The organism is Kitasatospora sp. A2-31 (assembly GCF_022288725.1).
Lineage (GTDB): Bacteria > Actinomycetota > Actinomycetes > Streptomycetales > Streptomycetaceae > Kitasatospora.
Genome location: NZ_JAKNTA010000013.1, coordinates 1 through 16526 on the forward strand (window position 1 = coordinate 1; position 16526 = coordinate 16526).

Here is a 16526-nt window from a genome sequence, read left to right on the forward strand (position 1 = left end):
CGGGTCGCCGCCGAGATCCACGTGCCGCCGTTGCTGCCGGGCAGTCCCGTCACCCGCTTCTGGTCGGACACCTGGGAGCGCAGCAGGGACGCGATGCTCGCCACCGGTCTGGTCGACGACGCGGCCCTCGACGCGGCCGTCCGGTACCTGGGCTCCGACGAGTGCGCCGACCTGTCGGCCGGCATGCTCACCGCCTGGGGATGGAAGCCCGGGGGAGCGGTGATGCGGCCCCCGACAGCCGAGGGGGCCGAGGGCGGTCCCCGCGGCCCGGCGTGACCGCCTCGGCGGCCGGGGACGGCCACCACCCCGTCCGGGTGGGCGACGGCGAACTCGAGAGCTGACCTCTGCTCACGGCCCGGCACGGCCCGGCCCGGCAGGGTGCAAGCAGTCCGGTGTTTGTATCGATCCCTTGACTGGCGTCAGCGGAGCGCCATACTGGCCTCACTCCCCGCTCGCCGAAGAGGTGCCGCCGCATGGAGCTCACACCCTCAGCGCATCTGGACACGTTCTGCCGCGACACCCTCCCGCCGCTCGACCAGTGGCCGGAACTTCTCTTCGAACTCCCCGAGCTGGCCTATCCGGACCGGCTCAACTGCGCGCACGTGCTGCTCGACGAGTCGATCGACCGCCTCGGCCCCGACCGGCGCTGCCTGCTCACTCCGACGGAGCAGTGGAGCTACGGCGACCTGCGGGAGAACGCGGATGCGGTGGCCCGGGTCCTGACCGACGACCTGGGCCTCGCCACCGGCAACCGGGTGCTGCTGCGCGGCCCCAACACCCCCTGGCTGGTCGCCTGCTGGCTCGGGGTGCTGAAGGCCGGCATGGTGGCGGTCACCACCATGCCGCTGCTGCGGGCACCCGAACTGACCGCGATGCACGAGATCAGCCTGCCGGCGGCGGCACTGTGCGACCACCGCAGCCTGGCCGAGCTGGAACGGGCCGCGCTGCGGGACCTGACCGTCCTGCCCTACGGCGGCCCCGGACCGGACGACCTGATCGCCCGCTGCGCCGCCCGGCGCGGCCGCTTCACCGCGGTGCCGACCGCCGCCGACGACGTGGCGCTGATCGCCTTCACCTCCGGCACCACCGGCCGTCCCAAGGCCACCCTCCACTTCCACCGCGACGTCCTCGCCAACGCCGACACCTTCTCCCGGCACGTGCTGCGGCCCACCCCGGAGGACCTCTTCGCCGGCACTCCGCCGCTCGGCTTCACCTTCGGCCTCGGCGGCCTCGTGGTCTTCCCGCTGCGGGCCGGCGCCGCCACCCTGCTGCTGGAGCAGGCCGGCCCGGAGGAGCTGACCGAGCAGGTCGCCCGGCACCGGGCCAGCGTGCTGTTCACGGCGCCGACCGCCTACCGGGCGATCCTGGCCGCCGGGCTGGCCGGCCGGCTGTCGGGCGTGCGGTGCTGCGTCTCGGCCGGCGAGCACCTGCCGGCCTCCGTCTGGGAGGCCTTCCACGCGGCCACCGGGCAGCGCCTGGTCGACGGGATCGGGGCCACCGAGCTGTTGCACGTGTTCATCTCGGCCGCCGACGGTGACATCCGCCCCGGCGCGACCGGCCGGCCCGTCCCCGGCTACCGGGCCGCCGTGCTCGACGCGGACGGGGTGCCGGTGCCCGACGGAAGTCCGGGGCTGCTCGCCGTCAAGGGCCCCACCGGGTGCCGCTACCTGCGGGACGAGCGCCAGCTCAGCTACGTGCGCAACGGCTGGAACCTCACCGGCGACACCTACGTGCGCGACCGCGACGGCTACTTCTGGTACCAGGCGCGCACGGACGACATGATCGTCTCGGCCGGCTACAACATCGCCGGGCCCGAGGTCGAACAGGTGCTGTCCGACCACCCGGACGTGCTGGACAGCGCGGTGGTCGGCGTGCCCGACGAGCGGCGTGGCAGCGTGGTCCGGGCGTACGTGGTGCTGCGCGAGGGCGTGCCGGCCGGGGCCGGGACCGTCCGGGCACTCCAGGAGCACGTCAAGCGGACGATCGCGCCGTACAAGTACCCGCGCGAGATCGAGTTCGTCACCGAACTGCCGCGCACCGCCACCGGCAAGCTGCACCGGGCGGAGCTGCGTCGTCGGGCGGCCGTGCACCCGGCCAGCGTGGCGGTGGAGCGGCGGGTGGAGTGGTCGGACACCGACGCGGCCGGGCACTACCACTTCTCGGCGGTGCAGCGCTGGGTCGAGGCGGCGGAGGCGGTGCTACTGCGCCGGCTCGGTCTGGCCGGGCTGTTCGGCCGGATCCCGCGGGTGCACTTCGAGGCCGACTACCGCGAGCGCCTCTGGTTCGGCGACCCGGTCCGCACCGAGCTGCGCGTCCTGCGGGTCGGCGGCTCCTCGCTGCACTACGCCTTCGAGGTGCACGGTCCGCTGGGGCTGGCCGCGACCGGGCGGATGTCGGTGGTGCACGCCGCCGCGCAGGCGAAGGGCGCCGAACCCTGGCCCCCCGAGGTGCGCCGGGCGCTCGCCGAGTCCGGGCCGCAACAGCCGGAGGGCTACCGGTGACCGGCGGGCGGCCGCCGGTCAGCGGCACGGTCGGCCCGGCGAGTGCCGGAGGGCCGCCGGTGAGCGGCGGGGGCGTGCCGGCCGGCTCCGCGGTGCGGCGGATCGCGGTGATCGGCGCCGGGCCCGGCGGGCTCTACTTCGCCGCGCTGGCCAAGAAGCTGGCGCCGCACCGGGAGATCACCGTGTGGGAGCGCGACGCCCGCGACGACGCCTACGGCTTCGGCGTGGTCTTCTCGGACGAGACGCTGGACGGCATCGCCGGGGCCGACCCGCCGGTCTTCGCCGCGCTGTCCGCCGAGTTCGCCCGCTGGAGCGACATCGACGTCCGCTACGCCGGCCAGGTGCGCACGTGCGGCGGGCACGGCTTCGCCGCACTGGACCGCAACCGGCTGCGCGCGATCCTGCAACAGCGCTGCGCCGACCTCGGTGTGGACGTGCGCTACCGCACGCCCGCGCCGCCGGTGACCCGACTGGCGGCCGGCTACGACCTGGTGGTGGCCGCCGACGGCGTGCGCTCGGCCACCAGGGCGGCGCTCGCGGAGGCCTTCCGGCCCGAACTGGACGAGCGGCACTGCCGCTACATCTGGCTCGCCACCGACAAGGTCTTCGAGGCCTTCACCTTCATCGTCGAGCAGCACGACTTCGGCGCACTCCAGGTGCACGCCTATCCGTACAGCCGGCGGCGCTCGACGTTCATCGTGGAGATGGCCGAGGAGGCGTGGCGCAAGGCGGGCTTCGAGGAGCCGGCCGGGCGGGAAACGGGGCGCGGGGAGAGCGACCTGCCGAGCGTGCTGCGGTGCGAGCGGTTGCTCGCCGCGCACCTGGACGGGCACCGGCTGATCCCCAACGCCTCGCGCTGGATCCGCTTCACCACCGTGCGCAATGCGAGCTGGCACCACCGCAACGTGGTGCTGCTCGGGGACGCCGCGCACACCGCCCACTTCTCGATCGGATCGGGCACCAAACTCGCGCTGGAGGACGGCCTGGCACTGGCCGCCGCACTGCATGAACACCCCTTGCTGGAAGGTGCGTTGGTGGCCTACGAGCGTGAGCGGCGTCCGGTGGTGGAGTCCGCGCAGCGGGCCGCGCAGGCGAGCCTGGAGTGGTTCGAGACCGTCGGCCGGCACACCGGCCAGGGCGCCGAGCAGTTCGCCTTCAACCTGCTCACCCGCAGCCGCCGCGTCACGTACGGCAACCTGCGCGCCCGGGACGCCGCCTTCGTGGACGCCGTCGACGCGGCCTTCGGCGGTGCTGCGGACGGCGGTGCGGCGGCCCGGGCCGGAACCGCCCACGGCGCGGCCTCCGCGGCCGGGAGCCCCGATGGCGGCGCGGCGGGCGTTCCGCCGATGTTCCGGCCGCTGCGGCTGGGCCGGCTGCGGCTGCGCAACCGGATCGTGGTGCCGCCGCTGGCCACCTTCACCGCCGTCGACGGGATGCCCAGCGGATTCGACCGGGCCCAACTCGGCGCGCAGGTCCTCGGCGGCGCCGGCCTGGTCTTCACCGGCATGACCGCGGTCAGCGCGCAGGGCCGGGCCACCGAGCGGTGTCCGGGGCTGTGGACGGACGCCCAGGAGGCCGCCTGGCGTTCGGTGGTGCGCGCGGCCCGGGAGCTCGGCGACACCCCGTTGGGAATCCAGCTGACCCACGCCGGACGGCGTGCGGCGAGCACCGTCCCCGGCCCGGACGGGATCGGGCACCCCCTCGCGGACGGTTGGCCGACGCTGGCGGCCTCGCCGCTGCCCTGGGAGCCGGGGGCCCCGCCGCCGCGCGCCGCCGGCGCGGCGGAACTGGCCGGTGTGGTGGCAGACTTCGCGGCGGCCGCGGCCCGCGCCGACCGGGCCGGATTCGACGTGCTGGGGCTGCAGTTCGGCCACGGGCACCTGGTCTCCGGGTTCCTGTCGCCGCTCACCAACCACCGCACCGACCGCTACGGCGGGCCGCTCGAGCACCGGTTGCGGCTGGCCCTGGAGGTCCTCACCGCCGTGCGGGCCGCCTGGCCGGCCGGCAAGCCGATCGTGGTCCGGATCTCGGCCGCCGACTGGGCGCCGGGCGGCACCACCGAGGCGGAGGCGGTGGCGATCTGCCGGGCACTGGCCGGCGCGGGCGCGGACGCCCTGGACGTCTCCACGGGCGAGGTGGTCGCGCACCAGGAAGTGCCCTACGGGCGGGGCTACCAGGTGCCGTTCGCCGACCTGGTCCGCAACGCGACCGGGATCCCGACCGTCGCGGTCGGCGCGATCTCCGGCCACGACGACGCCAACTCGGTGCTGCTGGCCGGCCGGGCGGACCTGGTAGCGGTCGGCCGGGCCCACCTGTACGACCCGCTGTGGACGCTGCACGCCGCGGCCGAGCAGGGCTACGCGGGCCCCGGGGCGCGCTGGCCGGAGCCCTGGCAGCCGGGCAGCAGTCGGCCGCCCGGGCCCGGCGCGGACCGCGTCGCGCCCCGGCTGCGACTGCTGCCGGAGGCGGCCGCGCCGGTGCACCGCCGCTGGCTGCCGGCGGACGGCCCGGCCGCCGGCAGCCGGGACGAGGACGCCGGCCGACGGGACGAGGACGCCGGCAGCCAGGACCAGGACGCCGGCAGCCAGGACCAGGACACCGGCCGGAAGCCCCGCACCGAGCCCGTGTCGGACTGAGGGAGGACCGGATGCCCCACCTGCCCCGCTTCACCGCCGCCGCCGTCCAGACCGCCCCCGTCTACCTGGACGCGGACGCCACCGTCGACAAGGCCGCGGCCCTGATCGCCGAGGCGGCCGCGCACGGCGCCGAACTGGTGGTCTTCCCCGAGGTCTTCGTGCCCGGCTACCCCTACTGGAACTGGACGATGAACCCGGTCCAGGGCTCGCCCTGGTTCGAACGCCTCTACCTGGCCTCGGTCGACGTCCCCGGCCCGCACGTGGAGCTGCTGTGCGCGGCCGCCCGCCGGGCCGGGGTGGTCCTGGTGATCGGCGTCAACGAGCGCGGCGGGCCCGGCCTGGGCACCCTCTACAACACGCTGCTCACCATCGGCCCGGACGGCAGGCTGCTCGGCGTGCACCGCAAGCTGGTCCCGACCTGGGCCGAGAAGCTGACCTGGGCCCCGGGCGACGGCAGCTCACTGGTGGTGCACCGCACGCCGATCGGCCCGCTCGGAGCGCTCGCCTGCGGCGAGAACACCAACCCGCTGGCCCGCTTCACCCTGCTCGCCCAGGGCGAACTGGTGCACGCCGCAAGCTACATCGCCCTGCCGGTCGCGCCCGACGACTACGACATGGCGGAGGCCGTCGCGCTGCGCGCGGCCGCGCACTGCTTCGAGGGCAAGGTGTTCACCGTGGTGTCCTGCTCGACGATCTCGCCCGAGATCGTCGACCTGGTGGCCGGTGAGGACCAGCGGGTCCGCAAGCAGCTCGCCCGCCCGCGCGCCGCGCTCTCCGGAGTCTTCGGCCCGGACGGGCGCCCGGTCACGGAGCCGCTGGTCGACGAGGAGGGCATCGTCTACGCCGAGATCGACCTCGCGCGCTGCCTCCAGCCCAAGCAGATGCACGACATCGTCGGCCACTACAACCGCTTCGACGTCTTCCGGCTGCACGTCGACACCGACCCGCACCGGCCCGTGCACCTCCACGAGGGCCACCGACCCGACGGATTCCGACCCGACGGATTCCGACCCGACGGACTCCGACCCGACGGACTCCGACCCGACGGACACCGACCCCCGGCGAGCCGGCCCCATCCCGAGCAGGAGAGCGGCACCCACCACCAGGAGGAAGCGTGAACGACTACGACGACACCCGGCTGGGCCGGGCCAGGGTCGGCGACAGCCCCGAACTCGCCGCCTACTACGAGGAGCTGGCCAAGCAGGAGGCCGGCGCGCTGTGGACGGTGGCGAACGAGATCGAGCCCTGGTACCCGCAGCCCAGGTCCGTCCCGGTGCTCTGGCGCTACGCCGACCTGGCACCGCTGGTCCGCAAGGCGCTGCCGCTGGTCCGGGCGGACGACGCCGGCCGCCGGGTGGTGATGCTGGTCAACCCCGGCCGGCGTGAACTGAGCGCTGCCGTCGGCCTGTTGTACACCGGCCTGCAGATCATGGGACCGGGTGAGGCGATGACCGCGCACCGCCACCAGGCAGCCGCGCTGCGCTTCGTCCACGAGGGCACCGGCGCCTGGACGATCGTGGACGGCCAGAAGCTCAAGGTCGGGCCGCGCGACTTCGCGATCACGCCCAACAACACCTGGCACGAGCACGGCAACGAGGCCTCGGACGAACCGGTGATCTGGCAGGACGGACTGGACATCCCGCTCGTCAACGCCCTCGACGCGGGCTTCTACGAAGTCCACCCCGAGCTCTACCAGCAGCCCGGCACGGTGGTGAACTCCTCGCTGCTCAGCTACGCCGGCACCCTGCTGCCGTACGGGGTCGAGAAGTGGAGCCGCCCGTACTCCCCGCTGCTCGGCTGGCCCTGGGAGCCCAGCTACGAGGCGCTCCGCCGGCTGGCCCGCGCGGGCGAGGGATCCCCGTACGACGGCGTGATCATGGAGTACGCCAACCCGGTCACCGGCGGTTCGGTGATGCCGACCATGAGCGCCCACCTGCAACTGCTGCGCCCGGGCCAGGCCACGCTGGCGCACCGGCACACCGGCTCGGTCGTCTACACGGCGGCCAAGGGGCGCGGCGTCTCGGTGATCGCCGGGCAGCGCTTCGCGTGGCAGCAGGGCGACGTCTTCGTGGTCCCGTCCTGGGCCTGGCACGAGCACGCGAACGCCGACCAGGGCGAGGACGCCTGCCTCTTCTCGTTCAACGACTTCCCGGTGATGCGCTCGCTCGGCATGTACCGCGAGGAGGCCCACCCGGACAACGGCGGCCACCAGGTCGTCCTCTCGTAAGGAGCCCTTCGATGCACCTGCTCAGCTTCCGTACGGGCGGCGGCGGCACGCCCCGCCTCGGCGCACGCAGCGGTGAGCGCGTGGCCGACCTGGTGGCGCTCGCCACCGCGGCCGGCGCCCACCTGCCCGGCGATCTGGCCGCGCTGATCCGGGCCGGCGAACCCGCCCTGGCCACCGCCCGAGCGCTGCTGGCCACTGCTCCGGCCGACGCCTGGCTACCGCTCTCCCGGGTCACACTCTGTGCGCCGCTGCGCCCCGGCAAGATCATCGGCGTCGGCCTCAACTACGTCGAGCACGTCGAGGAGTCGCACCGCTCGCTCGACACCGAGCGCGAACTGCCGGACCGGCCGGTGCTGTTCGGCAAACCGGCCACCGCCGTCACCGGCCCCGGCGGGCCGATCCTGCACAACGCCGACCTGACCAAGCAGCTCGACTGGGAGTGCGAACTGGCCGTGGTGATCGGCCGGACGGCTCGCCGGGTCACCGAGGCCGACGCGCTGCGGCACGTCTTCGGCTACAGCATCGTGAACGACGTCAGTGCGCGTGACCAGCGTCGCTCCGGGCAGTGGTTCTTCTCCAAGGGCCAGGACTCCTACTGCCCGTTCGGACCGGTCGTGGTCACCGCCGAGGAGATCCCGGACCCGCAGAACCTCGACCTCTCGCTCAAGGTCAACGGCGTGACCAAGCAGGACTCCAACACCCGCCACATGCTCTTCGGCGTCGCCCGGCTGATCGCCGACATCTCCTCCGGCATGACCCTGGAGCCCGGCGACGTGATCGCCACCGGTTCGCCGTCCGGCGTCGGGGCCGGCCTCGTCCCGCCGCAGTTCCTGCAGCCCGGCGACGTGGTCGAGGCCACCGTCGAACGGATCGGCACGCTCGCCAACCCGGTCGTCGACGCCCGTGACCACGACCCCCGTGACCACGGCGATGGGGCGGGTGCATGACCACCCACCGGGCCACCCACCGGACCACCCACCGGACCACCTACCGGATCGGCCAGATCGTCCCGAGCTCCAACGTCACCATGGAGACCGAGGTGCCGGCCCTGCTGCGGGCGAGGGAGCGGGTCGCCCCCGAGCGCTTCACCTTCCACTCCAGCCGGATGCGGATGACCAGGGTCACGCCCGAGCAACTGCGCACGATGGACGCCGACTCGGACCGCTGCGCGCTCGAACTCTCCGACGCCCGGGTCGACGTGCTCGGCTACGCCTGCCTGGTGGCCGTCATGAGCAACGGGCCCGGCTACCACCGGGAGTCCGAGCGGCGGCTGCACCGGCGCACCGTCGAGAACGGCGCACCGGCGCCGGTGGTGACCAGCGCGGGCGCCCTGGTGGCCGGGCTGCACGTCCTCGGGGCGAAGAAGGTCGCGCTGGTCGCGCCCTACCTGCGACCGCTCGCCCGGACGGTGGTGGACTACCTCGCGCACGAGGGCATCACGGTGACCGACCACGCTGCCCTGGAGATCCCCGACAACCTGGCGGTCGCCGCCCACGACCCGGCCCGGCTGCCCGGGATCGCCGCCCGCCTGGCGCACGCCGAGGCGGACGCCGTGGTGCTCTCCGCCTGCGTGCAGATGCCCTCGCTGGCGGCCGTCGAGGAGGCCGAGCAGCGGCTCGGCAAACCGGTGGTCTCCGCCGCGATCTGCACCGTCCACCAGCTGCTGCGCGCGCTCGGGCTGCCCGCCTTCGCCCCCGGCGCGGGGGCGCTGCTCTCCGGCGCCTACCAGGCGAGCACGTCACCGGCCCCGGCTCCGGCGCCCACCGCGCCGTTCCGGCCCCCACCGGCCGTACCGCAGCCGTCCGCCGTCCCGCCGTCCGGACCACCTGGCGGCGCTCCGACAGTATGATCACGCCGGACGGCCGCGGTCGCCGGCGCCGCCGCGCGCCCCGCGAGGCCACGACGGGAGGAGGGCCGCCATGCCGGAGAACACGCCACGCCCCAGCTCCCTGATCCACACGATCTACGGCGAGTTCGTGCGGCGGCTCGGCGGCTGGATCTCGATAGCCGACCTGATCGCGCTGATGGCCGAACTGGACGTCGACGCACCCGCCGTCCGGTCGGCGATCTCGCGGCTGAAGAAGGCCGGCACCCTGCTGCAGGAGCGGCGCGCGGGCACCGGCTACCGGCTGAGCCCGGCGATGGGCCCCGTCTTCGACGAGGGCGACCGCCGGATCTTCCACAGCCTGGCGCCCGCCGAGCTCGCCGACGGCTGGGTGGTCGCGGTCTTCTCCGTCCCCGAGTCGGAGCGGGCCAGCCGCCACCAGCTGCGGTCGCGGCTGGGCTGGCTCGGCTTCGGCAACGCCGCCCCCGGTGTCTGGCTGGCGCCCGCCCGGGTGCTGCCGGACGCCCGGCGGCTGCTGGAACGGCTCGGGCTGAGCGCGTACGTCCACCTCTTCCTGTCCGAGTACGCGGGGTTCGCCGAACTGCGTTCGGCGGTCGGCTCCTGGTGGGACTTCCCGGCGATCGAGGCGCAGTACGCCGAGTTCACCGCGGCCTGGGGGCAGGTGGCCGACGGCCTGCGCCACGCGCGGATCGAGCCGGTCGAGGCGTTCCGCGCGTACGTCCCGATGCTCACCCAGTGGCGCCGGCTGCCCTACCTCGACCCGGGGCTGCCGGCGCCGCTGCTGCCGCCGGAGTGGAACGCCGTCGCGGCCCGCGCGGTCTTCACCGAACTGCACGGGCTGCTCGCCGAACCCGGTCTCCGGCACGTCGAGCAGCTCACCGGCCTGTCGCGCCCGGCGCTCGACGCCCGGCCGTAGCGCCGCGTCCCCGCCCGCCGGCCCGATCCCGCTGCCCGACCAGACGCCGTGACCGAGGAACTGCCGCCGTGACCGACCACGCCCCCGCCGACCTGCTGATCCGGTCCGGCGCCGTCCACACGCTCGTCCCCGGCGAGGCGCCGCGCCGTGCGCTGGCCGTCACCGGCGACCGGATCACCGCGCTGTCCGCCTCGGCGGCCGGCCTGGACCACCTGATCGGCCCGGGGACGGAGGTGCTGGACCTGCCCGGCGCCACCGTGCTGCCCGCCTTCGACGACACCCACACCCACCTGATCCTGGCCGCGCACAGCGTCCACGACGTGCCGGTCCACCGGGCCGGGGACCTCGGCGAGTTCCTCGGCCTGATCCGTGAGCGGGCGGCCCGCACGCCCGCAGGTCAGTGGATCCGCACGACGATCAACTGGCAGGAGGTCAACCTCGCCGAACAGCGCCTGCCCCGCACCGAGGAGCTGGACGCGGCCACCGACCGGCACCCGGTGCTGGTGCGGCGCGGCGCCTACAACATGGTCCTCAACACGCCTGCGCTGCGGCTGGCCGGCATCACCGCCGCCACCGAACCCCCGCCCGGCGGCGTGATCGAGCGGGACGATCAGGGCCGGCTGACCGGCCGGCTGGTCGACAAGGCGGTCGCACTGGCCGAACGGGTCCTGCCGCGCCCCGCGCTCGCCGATCGCATCGACGGCCTGCGAGCCGCGTCCGCCGACTACGCCGCGACCGGGATCGGTACCGTCCGCGACTGCCTCGTCCCGGTGGAGGACCTCGACGTGCTCCGCGGGGCCCGGCAGGCCGGTGCGCTGAGCGTGCGGGTGCGTGCCCTGGTCTCCGGCTTCGGGGCCCGTACGCCGGCGCAGGTGGACGAACTGCTCGACCGGATGGAGCCCTGGCGCGCCGAGGGCGATGCGTGGCTGAGCGTCTGGGGCGTCAAGTTCGGCATCGACGGCGGCATCGAGGCGGGTGCGCTGGACGAGCCGTACGAAGGCCGCCCGTGCTACCACGGCACCCTGCTCTGGGAGCCGGAGGAGCTGGCCGCGGCGGTCGACCGGGTGGTCGCGCGCGGCTGGCGGGTCGGCGTGCACGCCTGGGGGGACCGCGGCCTCCGCACGTTGCTGGACGTCTTCGAGCAGGTGCTCGGGGGGCGCCCCGGCCTGGCTCCGGGCACCCTGGTGGTCGAACACGGCGGCCTGGCCCGGCCCGACCAGCGAGCGCGTGCGATCGCGCTCGGCATCCCGGTCACCGTCCAGCATCCGCTGCTGCACGATGCGGCGACGGCCCAGATCCGGGCCTGGGGCGCCGAGCGGGTGCGCGGGATCTTCCCGCTGCGCGAGTGGCTGGACGAGGGCGCGCTGCTGGCGGCCGGCTCGGACTTCCCCGTCGGGCCCTACGGGGCGATGGTCTCGGTCTGGGGCATGACGACCCGGCAGACCGTGGCCGGCGCACAGGGCGCCGAGCACGCGATCACCCGGGCCGAGGCGATCGCGCTGCACACCGTCGACGCCGCCCGCCTGCTCGGCGAGAGCGGCACGCGCGGGAGCCTGCGCCCCGGCGCGCTGGCCGACCTCACCCTCTGGCCCGCCGACCCGCTGACCTGCCCGCCCGACGAGCTGGCGGAGCTGAGGCCGCTGCGCACCGTCCTGGGCGGCCGGACGGTCCACCGGGCCTGACACCCGCCAGGCCACGGCCGGGCCGCCCTCCGGCGCTGCGGCTCCGCCCCGGAGGGCCGCATCCCGGACGGGTGCTTCATCGGGTTGTCATCGGGCACTGGCACGGTCGTCCCGTGACCTCGGCCGAGCGCGTGCCGCACCCGAGAGCGGGCGCGCGGGCCGACTGCATGGGGAGGAACGAATGCGAGCACGACGGATCGCGGCCGCGGCAGCCGGAATCCTGCTGACGGTCGGGCTGACAGCGGCACAGGGGGCCACGGCACAGGGGGCGCCCGCGCGCGTGACGGCTCCGTGCGAGGGCACCTACACGATCGTGGTCGGGGGCACCGGCAGCTCGTGGAACAACGACGGGTTCACCGGCAACATCCAGCAGCACGTCGGGTATCCCACCCAGATCCCCAACGGTGCCAGCACGCGGGCCGGCGTCAACGAGCTGAACCGGCTGGTCCGCGACCAGCGCGCCGCGTGCCCGGGCCAGCACGTCAAGATGGCCGGGTACTCGCTGGGAGCCGGTGTGGTGCACGTCTGGGTCACCGAGAACTGGCAGACCTTCGACAACGTCAACGCCATCCTCGTCTCGGACCCCAAGCGCCAGGGCCCGCCCGGGGCCAACGGCGGGGCCGTGCCGTTCGGCGGCATCATCGGAGCTCCGCTCGCGGGTGCCGACAGGTTCTTCGGCAACGTGCCCGTCAAGACGATCTGCCACTGGGACTACGTCTGCGACGAGTCCGCCGGGATCTGGACCTACCCGTACAACCACGTCCACAACTACCCCGAAGACTTCAACATGGATCACCACAACGACAGCGCCAACGAGGTCTGGTACAACGGCGCCTGGTACCCCGCGTAGGCAAGAGGACGCCCGTCGGCCGGGTCCGTGGCCGCGCACCTTCACCGCCCGTCGGCGACCGGGAACGTCCGGCCGCCGACGGGCGGTGAGCCGTTTCCGCCGCCCGGCGGCTAAGGAGCCCGGCGGCTCCGGAGCCCCGGCCCGCGACGCTTCATCGGGATGTCATCGACCCTTCCTAGCCTGGCCGTGTTCAGCCAAACGACCGGACCGCAGGGGGAAGGACGACTCGATGGCACGGAGCAGACTCAAGGCGAGGCTGCCGATCGCGGTCATGGCCGCGACGGCACTGATGGGCACGGTGGCGGCAGCCGGGACACCGGGCACCGGGACCCCGGACGACAGGCGCCCGGCCGCCGTACGGGTGCCGGCGCCGGACCGACCGACGATCCGGTACACCGAGTACGGGATCCCGCACATCATCGCCTCGACCATGGAGGGACTGGGCGAGGGGTACGGCTACGCGGCGGCCAAGGACAACATCTGCACCCTGGCCGACACCTACCTGATGGTCAACGCCCAGCGGTCCCGCTACCTGGGGCCCGACGGCAGGGCGAGCCCCGGCCAGAACCAGAACAGCACCAGCAATCTCAACAGCGACCTCTACTTCCAGCGGATGAACGACAACCGGGTGGTGGAGCGGCTGCTCGACCAGCCCGCCCCCAACGGGCCGGAGCCGGAGGTCAAGGAGGGCATCCGCGGCTACGTCCGGGGGTACAACCGCTACCTGGCCGAGACCGGCGTGAACAACCTCTCCGACCCGGCCTGCCGGGGCGCGGCCTGGGTGCGGCCGATCACCGAGCTGGACGTCTACCGGCACGCGCACGCCGAGATCGTCATGGGCAGCGCCGATCCGCTGCTGGACGGCGAGGTGACCGCCGCACCCCCGGGGGCGCCGGGCGCCGCGCCGTCCCCCGCCGCGGCGCCGGCGGTCTCCCCCGAGGAGACCGCGGCGAAGATCCGCGAGGCGATGGCCGCGAGCCGGCAGCAGGGCAGCATGGGCAGCAACGCCCTGGCGGTCGGGTCGCAGGGGGTGGCCCCGGGCACCGGCACCAGCATGCTGCTGGCCAACCCGCACTTCCCGTGGCAGGGCAAGAACCGGATGTGGCAGAGCCAGCTGACGATCCCGGGGAGGATCAACGTCTCCGGGGCCAGCCTGCTCGGACTCCCGGCGGTGAACATCGGGCACACCGACGACGTCGCCTGGAGCCACACCGTCGCCACGGTGGCCCCGTTCGGGCTGTTCGACGTGCAGGTGGACCCGCTGCACCCGACCAGCTACCTGGTGGACGGCGGCTGGCAGCAGATGACCTCGCAGCAGGTCGGTGTCGACGTGCTGCAGCCGGACGGCTCCGTCGGCAGGGTCACCAGGACGCTGTGGTCCACCCGCTACGGCCCGATCACCACCTCGGTGCTCGGCGTCGCCCTGCCCTGGGTGGTGAGCGCCCACGCGGTGCGCGACGCGAACATGGACAACCTGCGGGCGTTGAACACCTGGTTCCACCTCGACCAGGCCAAGGACGTCGGCGACGTGGTGAGCACCCTGGAGACCACGCAGGGCGTGCCGTTCTTCAACACGGTCGCCTCCGACCGCAAGGGCAACGCGCTGTACGCGGACATCCAGGCCGCCCCGAACATCACCGATGCGCACGCGCAGTCCTGCCTGACCCTGACCGGCCAGGTGCTGTTCAACCAGCAGCTGCGGCTGCCCAACGTGCCGCCGGTCTCCGTCTTCGACGGCAAGCGCAGCGAGTGCGACTGGCCAAACGACCCGAACGCCGTCGCGCCGGGACTGCTGGACCCGCACAAGCAGCCGCGCCTGATCCGGTCCGACTTCGTGGGCAACGCCAACGACAGCCCCTGGCTGGCCAACCCCGAGCAGCCGCTGTCCTTCCCCCGGGTGATGGGCGACAGTGCGGCGCCCCGCTCGCTGCGCACCCAGGAGCTGGTCCTGACCGCGCAGAACCGGATCAGCGGCAGTGACGGTCTGCCGGGCCGCGGCTTCACCCCGGAGACCATGCGGCAGTTGCTGTTCGCCGACGGCAGCAGGGCGGCCGACCTGGCCCTCGACGCCACCGTGACCACGTGCCGCAGCCAGCCCTTCGGGCTCGTCCTGGTGGACGGCAACCTGGTCGACGTGAGCGAGGCCTGCCCGGTCCTGGCCGCCTGGAACCACAAGTACACCGCGGACAGCCGGGGGTCCTGGCTGTTCGAGAACCTCTGGTACCTCCTGACCAACGGCCAGGCGATCGAGAAGCTGCCGTGGCGGGTGCCCTTCGATCCCAAGGACCCGGTGCACACGCCCAACTCGCTGGACCCCGGGAGCTCCGCCGTCCGTGACGCGCTCGGCCGGGCCGTCCTCGCGCTGCGCAAGGCGGGCGTTCCGCTGAACGCGCCGCTGTCGGACGTCCAGAGGATCACCCGCAACGCCGAACGGATCCCGATCCACGGCGCGATCCACGAACTGGGCGTGCTGAACGTGGTCACCCCCGGAACGGTCGACGGAAAGCTGGACATCACCTTCGGCTCCAGCTTCGTCCAGGAGACGCGGTTCACCGCCGACGGCCCGCCGCAGGCCGCCTCGCTGCTGGCCTACTCCCAGTCGGCGAACCCGAACTCGCCCCACTACTCGGACCAGACCAGGCTGTTCTCGGCCGGTCAGTGGGTGACCGAACGCTACACCGAGGAGCAGATCGCGGCCTCACCGGCGCTGGAGATCAAGGTCCTGGACTGATGCTCCCGTTCCGCACGACGACGACACCGACGAGGGGAAACACCGTGACGAGGACATCGAGCCGGTGGCGCAGGGTGGTGGCCCTGGTGGCCGCCGTCCTGGCGACGGCCACCACGGCGGGTGCCGCACGTGCCGCCGCCGGCACGGGGGCGCCGCCGCCGATGGCGAACGGGTTCGGCCTGACCCAGGTCGAACCCGCCGTGGGCGGTCCGACCGACTTCTACCTGACCGTGACCACTCCCGAGGTCACCGGCCGGCACCACATCAAGATCATCCTGCCGAGCGGGTACTACGACGACCCGACCAGGCGCTACCCCGTGCTGTACTTCCTGCACGGCTCACCCGACGACCCCGTCCAGCAGAACTATCCGGCGCTGACCATGTCCCACTCGATGATCACCGTCATCCCGGACGGCGGCGCCCGGGGCTGGTACGCCAACTGGCTCGACCAGAACACCCGGCTGGGAGCCCAGAACTGGGAGAACTTCCACCTCCAGCAGGTGATCCCGTTCATCGACGCCAACCTGCGGACCGTCGCCGCCAAGAAGGCCAGGGCCGTCGCGGGCGTCTCCATGGGCGGCTTCGGCGCCCTCCACTACGCCCAGGACCACCCGGAACTGTTCGGCCAGACCGCGTCCCTGTCGGGCGACATCGATCTGTCGGCCGACTCCATGGACCTGAGGCTGGCCGTCGTCGCCTCCCTCATCGACGCCCAGGGCGCGCTCTGCGGCTCGTCCTCCGGATTCTGCGGCGACCCCGCGAACGACCCGTACAAGCCCGGCGTGGACAGCGACGCCCTGTTCGGCTCGCCCTACCCGGTGTTCAACGTGGACTGGCGTTGGAACGCGGCCGACCCGTCCCAGCACATGGACAGGCTCGCCGGGGTCGGGGTCTCCATCTACGTGGGCAACGGACGCGGCGTGCCCACCGACCTGGAGTTCTGGCTCGAAGGCGCGTCCAAGCACGTCAAGGACCGCATGGACGCCCTGGGCATGTCCTACCACTACGTCGACTACGGCGACGGCTCCGGCTGGGGCACCCAGTGCAACGGCGGCCACAACGCCGGCTGCTGGGAACAGGACCTCCGGGACCTGATCCCCCGGCTCGAACGGGCCTTCGCCTCCTGAGCGTGACCCG

General features: G+C 73.7%; 10 protein-coding genes and 3 pseudogenes. All 13 read left to right on the forward strand.

The window, feature by feature from the left end:
- A pseudogene (locus tag MCM47_RS29700) lies at positions 1-276 on the forward strand (hypothetical protein); the annotation flags it as partial.
- Between the two features lie 197 nt (positions 277-473).
- Positions 474-2078 (forward strand): annotated as a pseudogene (locus tag MCM47_RS29705) (AMP-binding protein); the annotation flags it as partial.
- A 78-nt stretch (positions 2079-2156) separates the two neighbouring features.
- A pseudogene (locus tag MCM47_RS29710) lies at positions 2157-2501 on the forward strand (acyl-CoA thioesterase); the annotation flags it as partial.
- Between the two features lie 59 nt (positions 2502-2560).
- On the forward strand, positions 2561-5137 hold the full coding sequence (locus MCM47_RS29715) for an FAD-dependent monooxygenase (RefSeq protein ID WP_238862121.1): 2577 nt from the start codon (positions 2561-2563) through the stop codon (positions 5135-5137).
- Positions 5138-5148: 11 nt separating this feature from the next.
- A complete protein-coding gene (locus MCM47_RS29720) occupies positions 5149-6255 on the forward strand; it encodes a carbon-nitrogen hydrolase family protein (RefSeq protein ID WP_238862122.1) in 1107 nt (368 codons plus the stop codon).
- A complete protein-coding gene (locus tag MCM47_RS29725; protein ID WP_238864772.1) occupies positions 6252-7364 on the forward strand; it encodes a cupin domain-containing protein in 1113 nt (370 codons plus the stop codon). Before MCM47_RS29720 ends, MCM47_RS29725 begins: the two co-directional genes overlap by 4 nt.
- Before the next feature lie 11 nt (positions 7365-7375).
- Positions 7376-8311: a fumarylacetoacetate hydrolase family protein gene (locus MCM47_RS29730; RefSeq protein WP_238864773.1), complete on the forward strand. Its 936-nt coding sequence runs from the start codon at positions 7376-7378 to the stop codon at positions 8309-8311.
- Positions 8308-9213, forward strand: coding sequence for an Asp/Glu racemase (locus MCM47_RS29735; protein ID WP_238864774.1), 906 nt, complete (start codon positions 8308-8310; stop codon positions 9211-9213). Before MCM47_RS29730 ends, MCM47_RS29735 begins: the two co-directional genes overlap by 4 nt.
- Positions 9214-9283: 70 nt before the next feature.
- On the forward strand, positions 9284-10126 hold the full coding sequence (locus MCM47_RS29740; protein WP_238864775.1) for a PaaX family transcriptional regulator C-terminal domain-containing protein: 843 nt from the start codon (positions 9284-9286) through the stop codon (positions 10124-10126).
- A gap of 68 nt (positions 10127-10194) precedes the next feature.
- Complete coding sequence (locus tag MCM47_RS29745) at positions 10195-11808, forward strand: amidohydrolase (protein ID WP_238864776.1); 1614 nt, start codon at positions 10195-10197, stop codon at positions 11806-11808.
- 181 nt (positions 11809-11989) lie between these two features.
- Positions 11990-12658 (forward strand): cutinase family protein, encoded by a 669-nt coding sequence (locus tag MCM47_RS29750; protein WP_238864777.1) that lies wholly within the window; start codon positions 11990-11992, stop codon positions 12656-12658.
- Positions 12659-12887: 229 nt separating this feature from the next.
- The gene (locus tag MCM47_RS29755; RefSeq protein ID WP_238864778.1) at positions 12888-15389 is read left to right on the forward strand and encodes a penicillin acylase family protein; all 2502 of its coding nucleotides are present in this window, start codon (positions 12888-12890) and stop codon (positions 15387-15389) included.
- Positions 15390-15433: 44 nt separating this feature from the next.
- Positions 15434-16516: an alpha/beta hydrolase family protein gene (locus MCM47_RS29760; RefSeq protein WP_238864779.1), complete on the forward strand. Its 1083-nt coding sequence runs from the start codon at positions 15434-15436 to the stop codon at positions 16514-16516.
- Positions 16517-16526: the final 10 nt, after the last annotated feature.

Coding starts and splice junctions, on each gene's coding strand:
- MCM47_RS29720 (WP_238862122.1), top strand. CDS start 5,149: ATGCCCCACCTGCCCCGCTTCACCGCCGCCGCCGTCCAGACCGCCCCC.
- MCM47_RS29730 (WP_238864773.1), top strand. CDS start 7,376: ATGCACCTGCTCAGCTTCCGTACGGGCGGCGGCGGCACGCCCCGCCTC.
- MCM47_RS29735 (WP_238864774.1), top strand. CDS start 8,308: ATGACCACCCACCGGGCCACCCACCGGACCACCCACCGGACCACCTAC.
- MCM47_RS29740 (WP_238864775.1), top strand. CDS start 9,284: ATGCCGGAGAACACGCCACGCCCCAGCTCCCTGATCCACACGATCTAC.
- MCM47_RS29750 (WP_238864777.1), top strand. CDS start 11,990: ATGCGAGCACGACGGATCGCGGCCGCGGCAGCCGGAATCCTGCTGACG.
- MCM47_RS29755 (WP_238864778.1), top strand. CDS start 12,888: ATGGCACGGAGCAGACTCAAGGCGAGGCTGCCGATCGCGGTCATGGCC.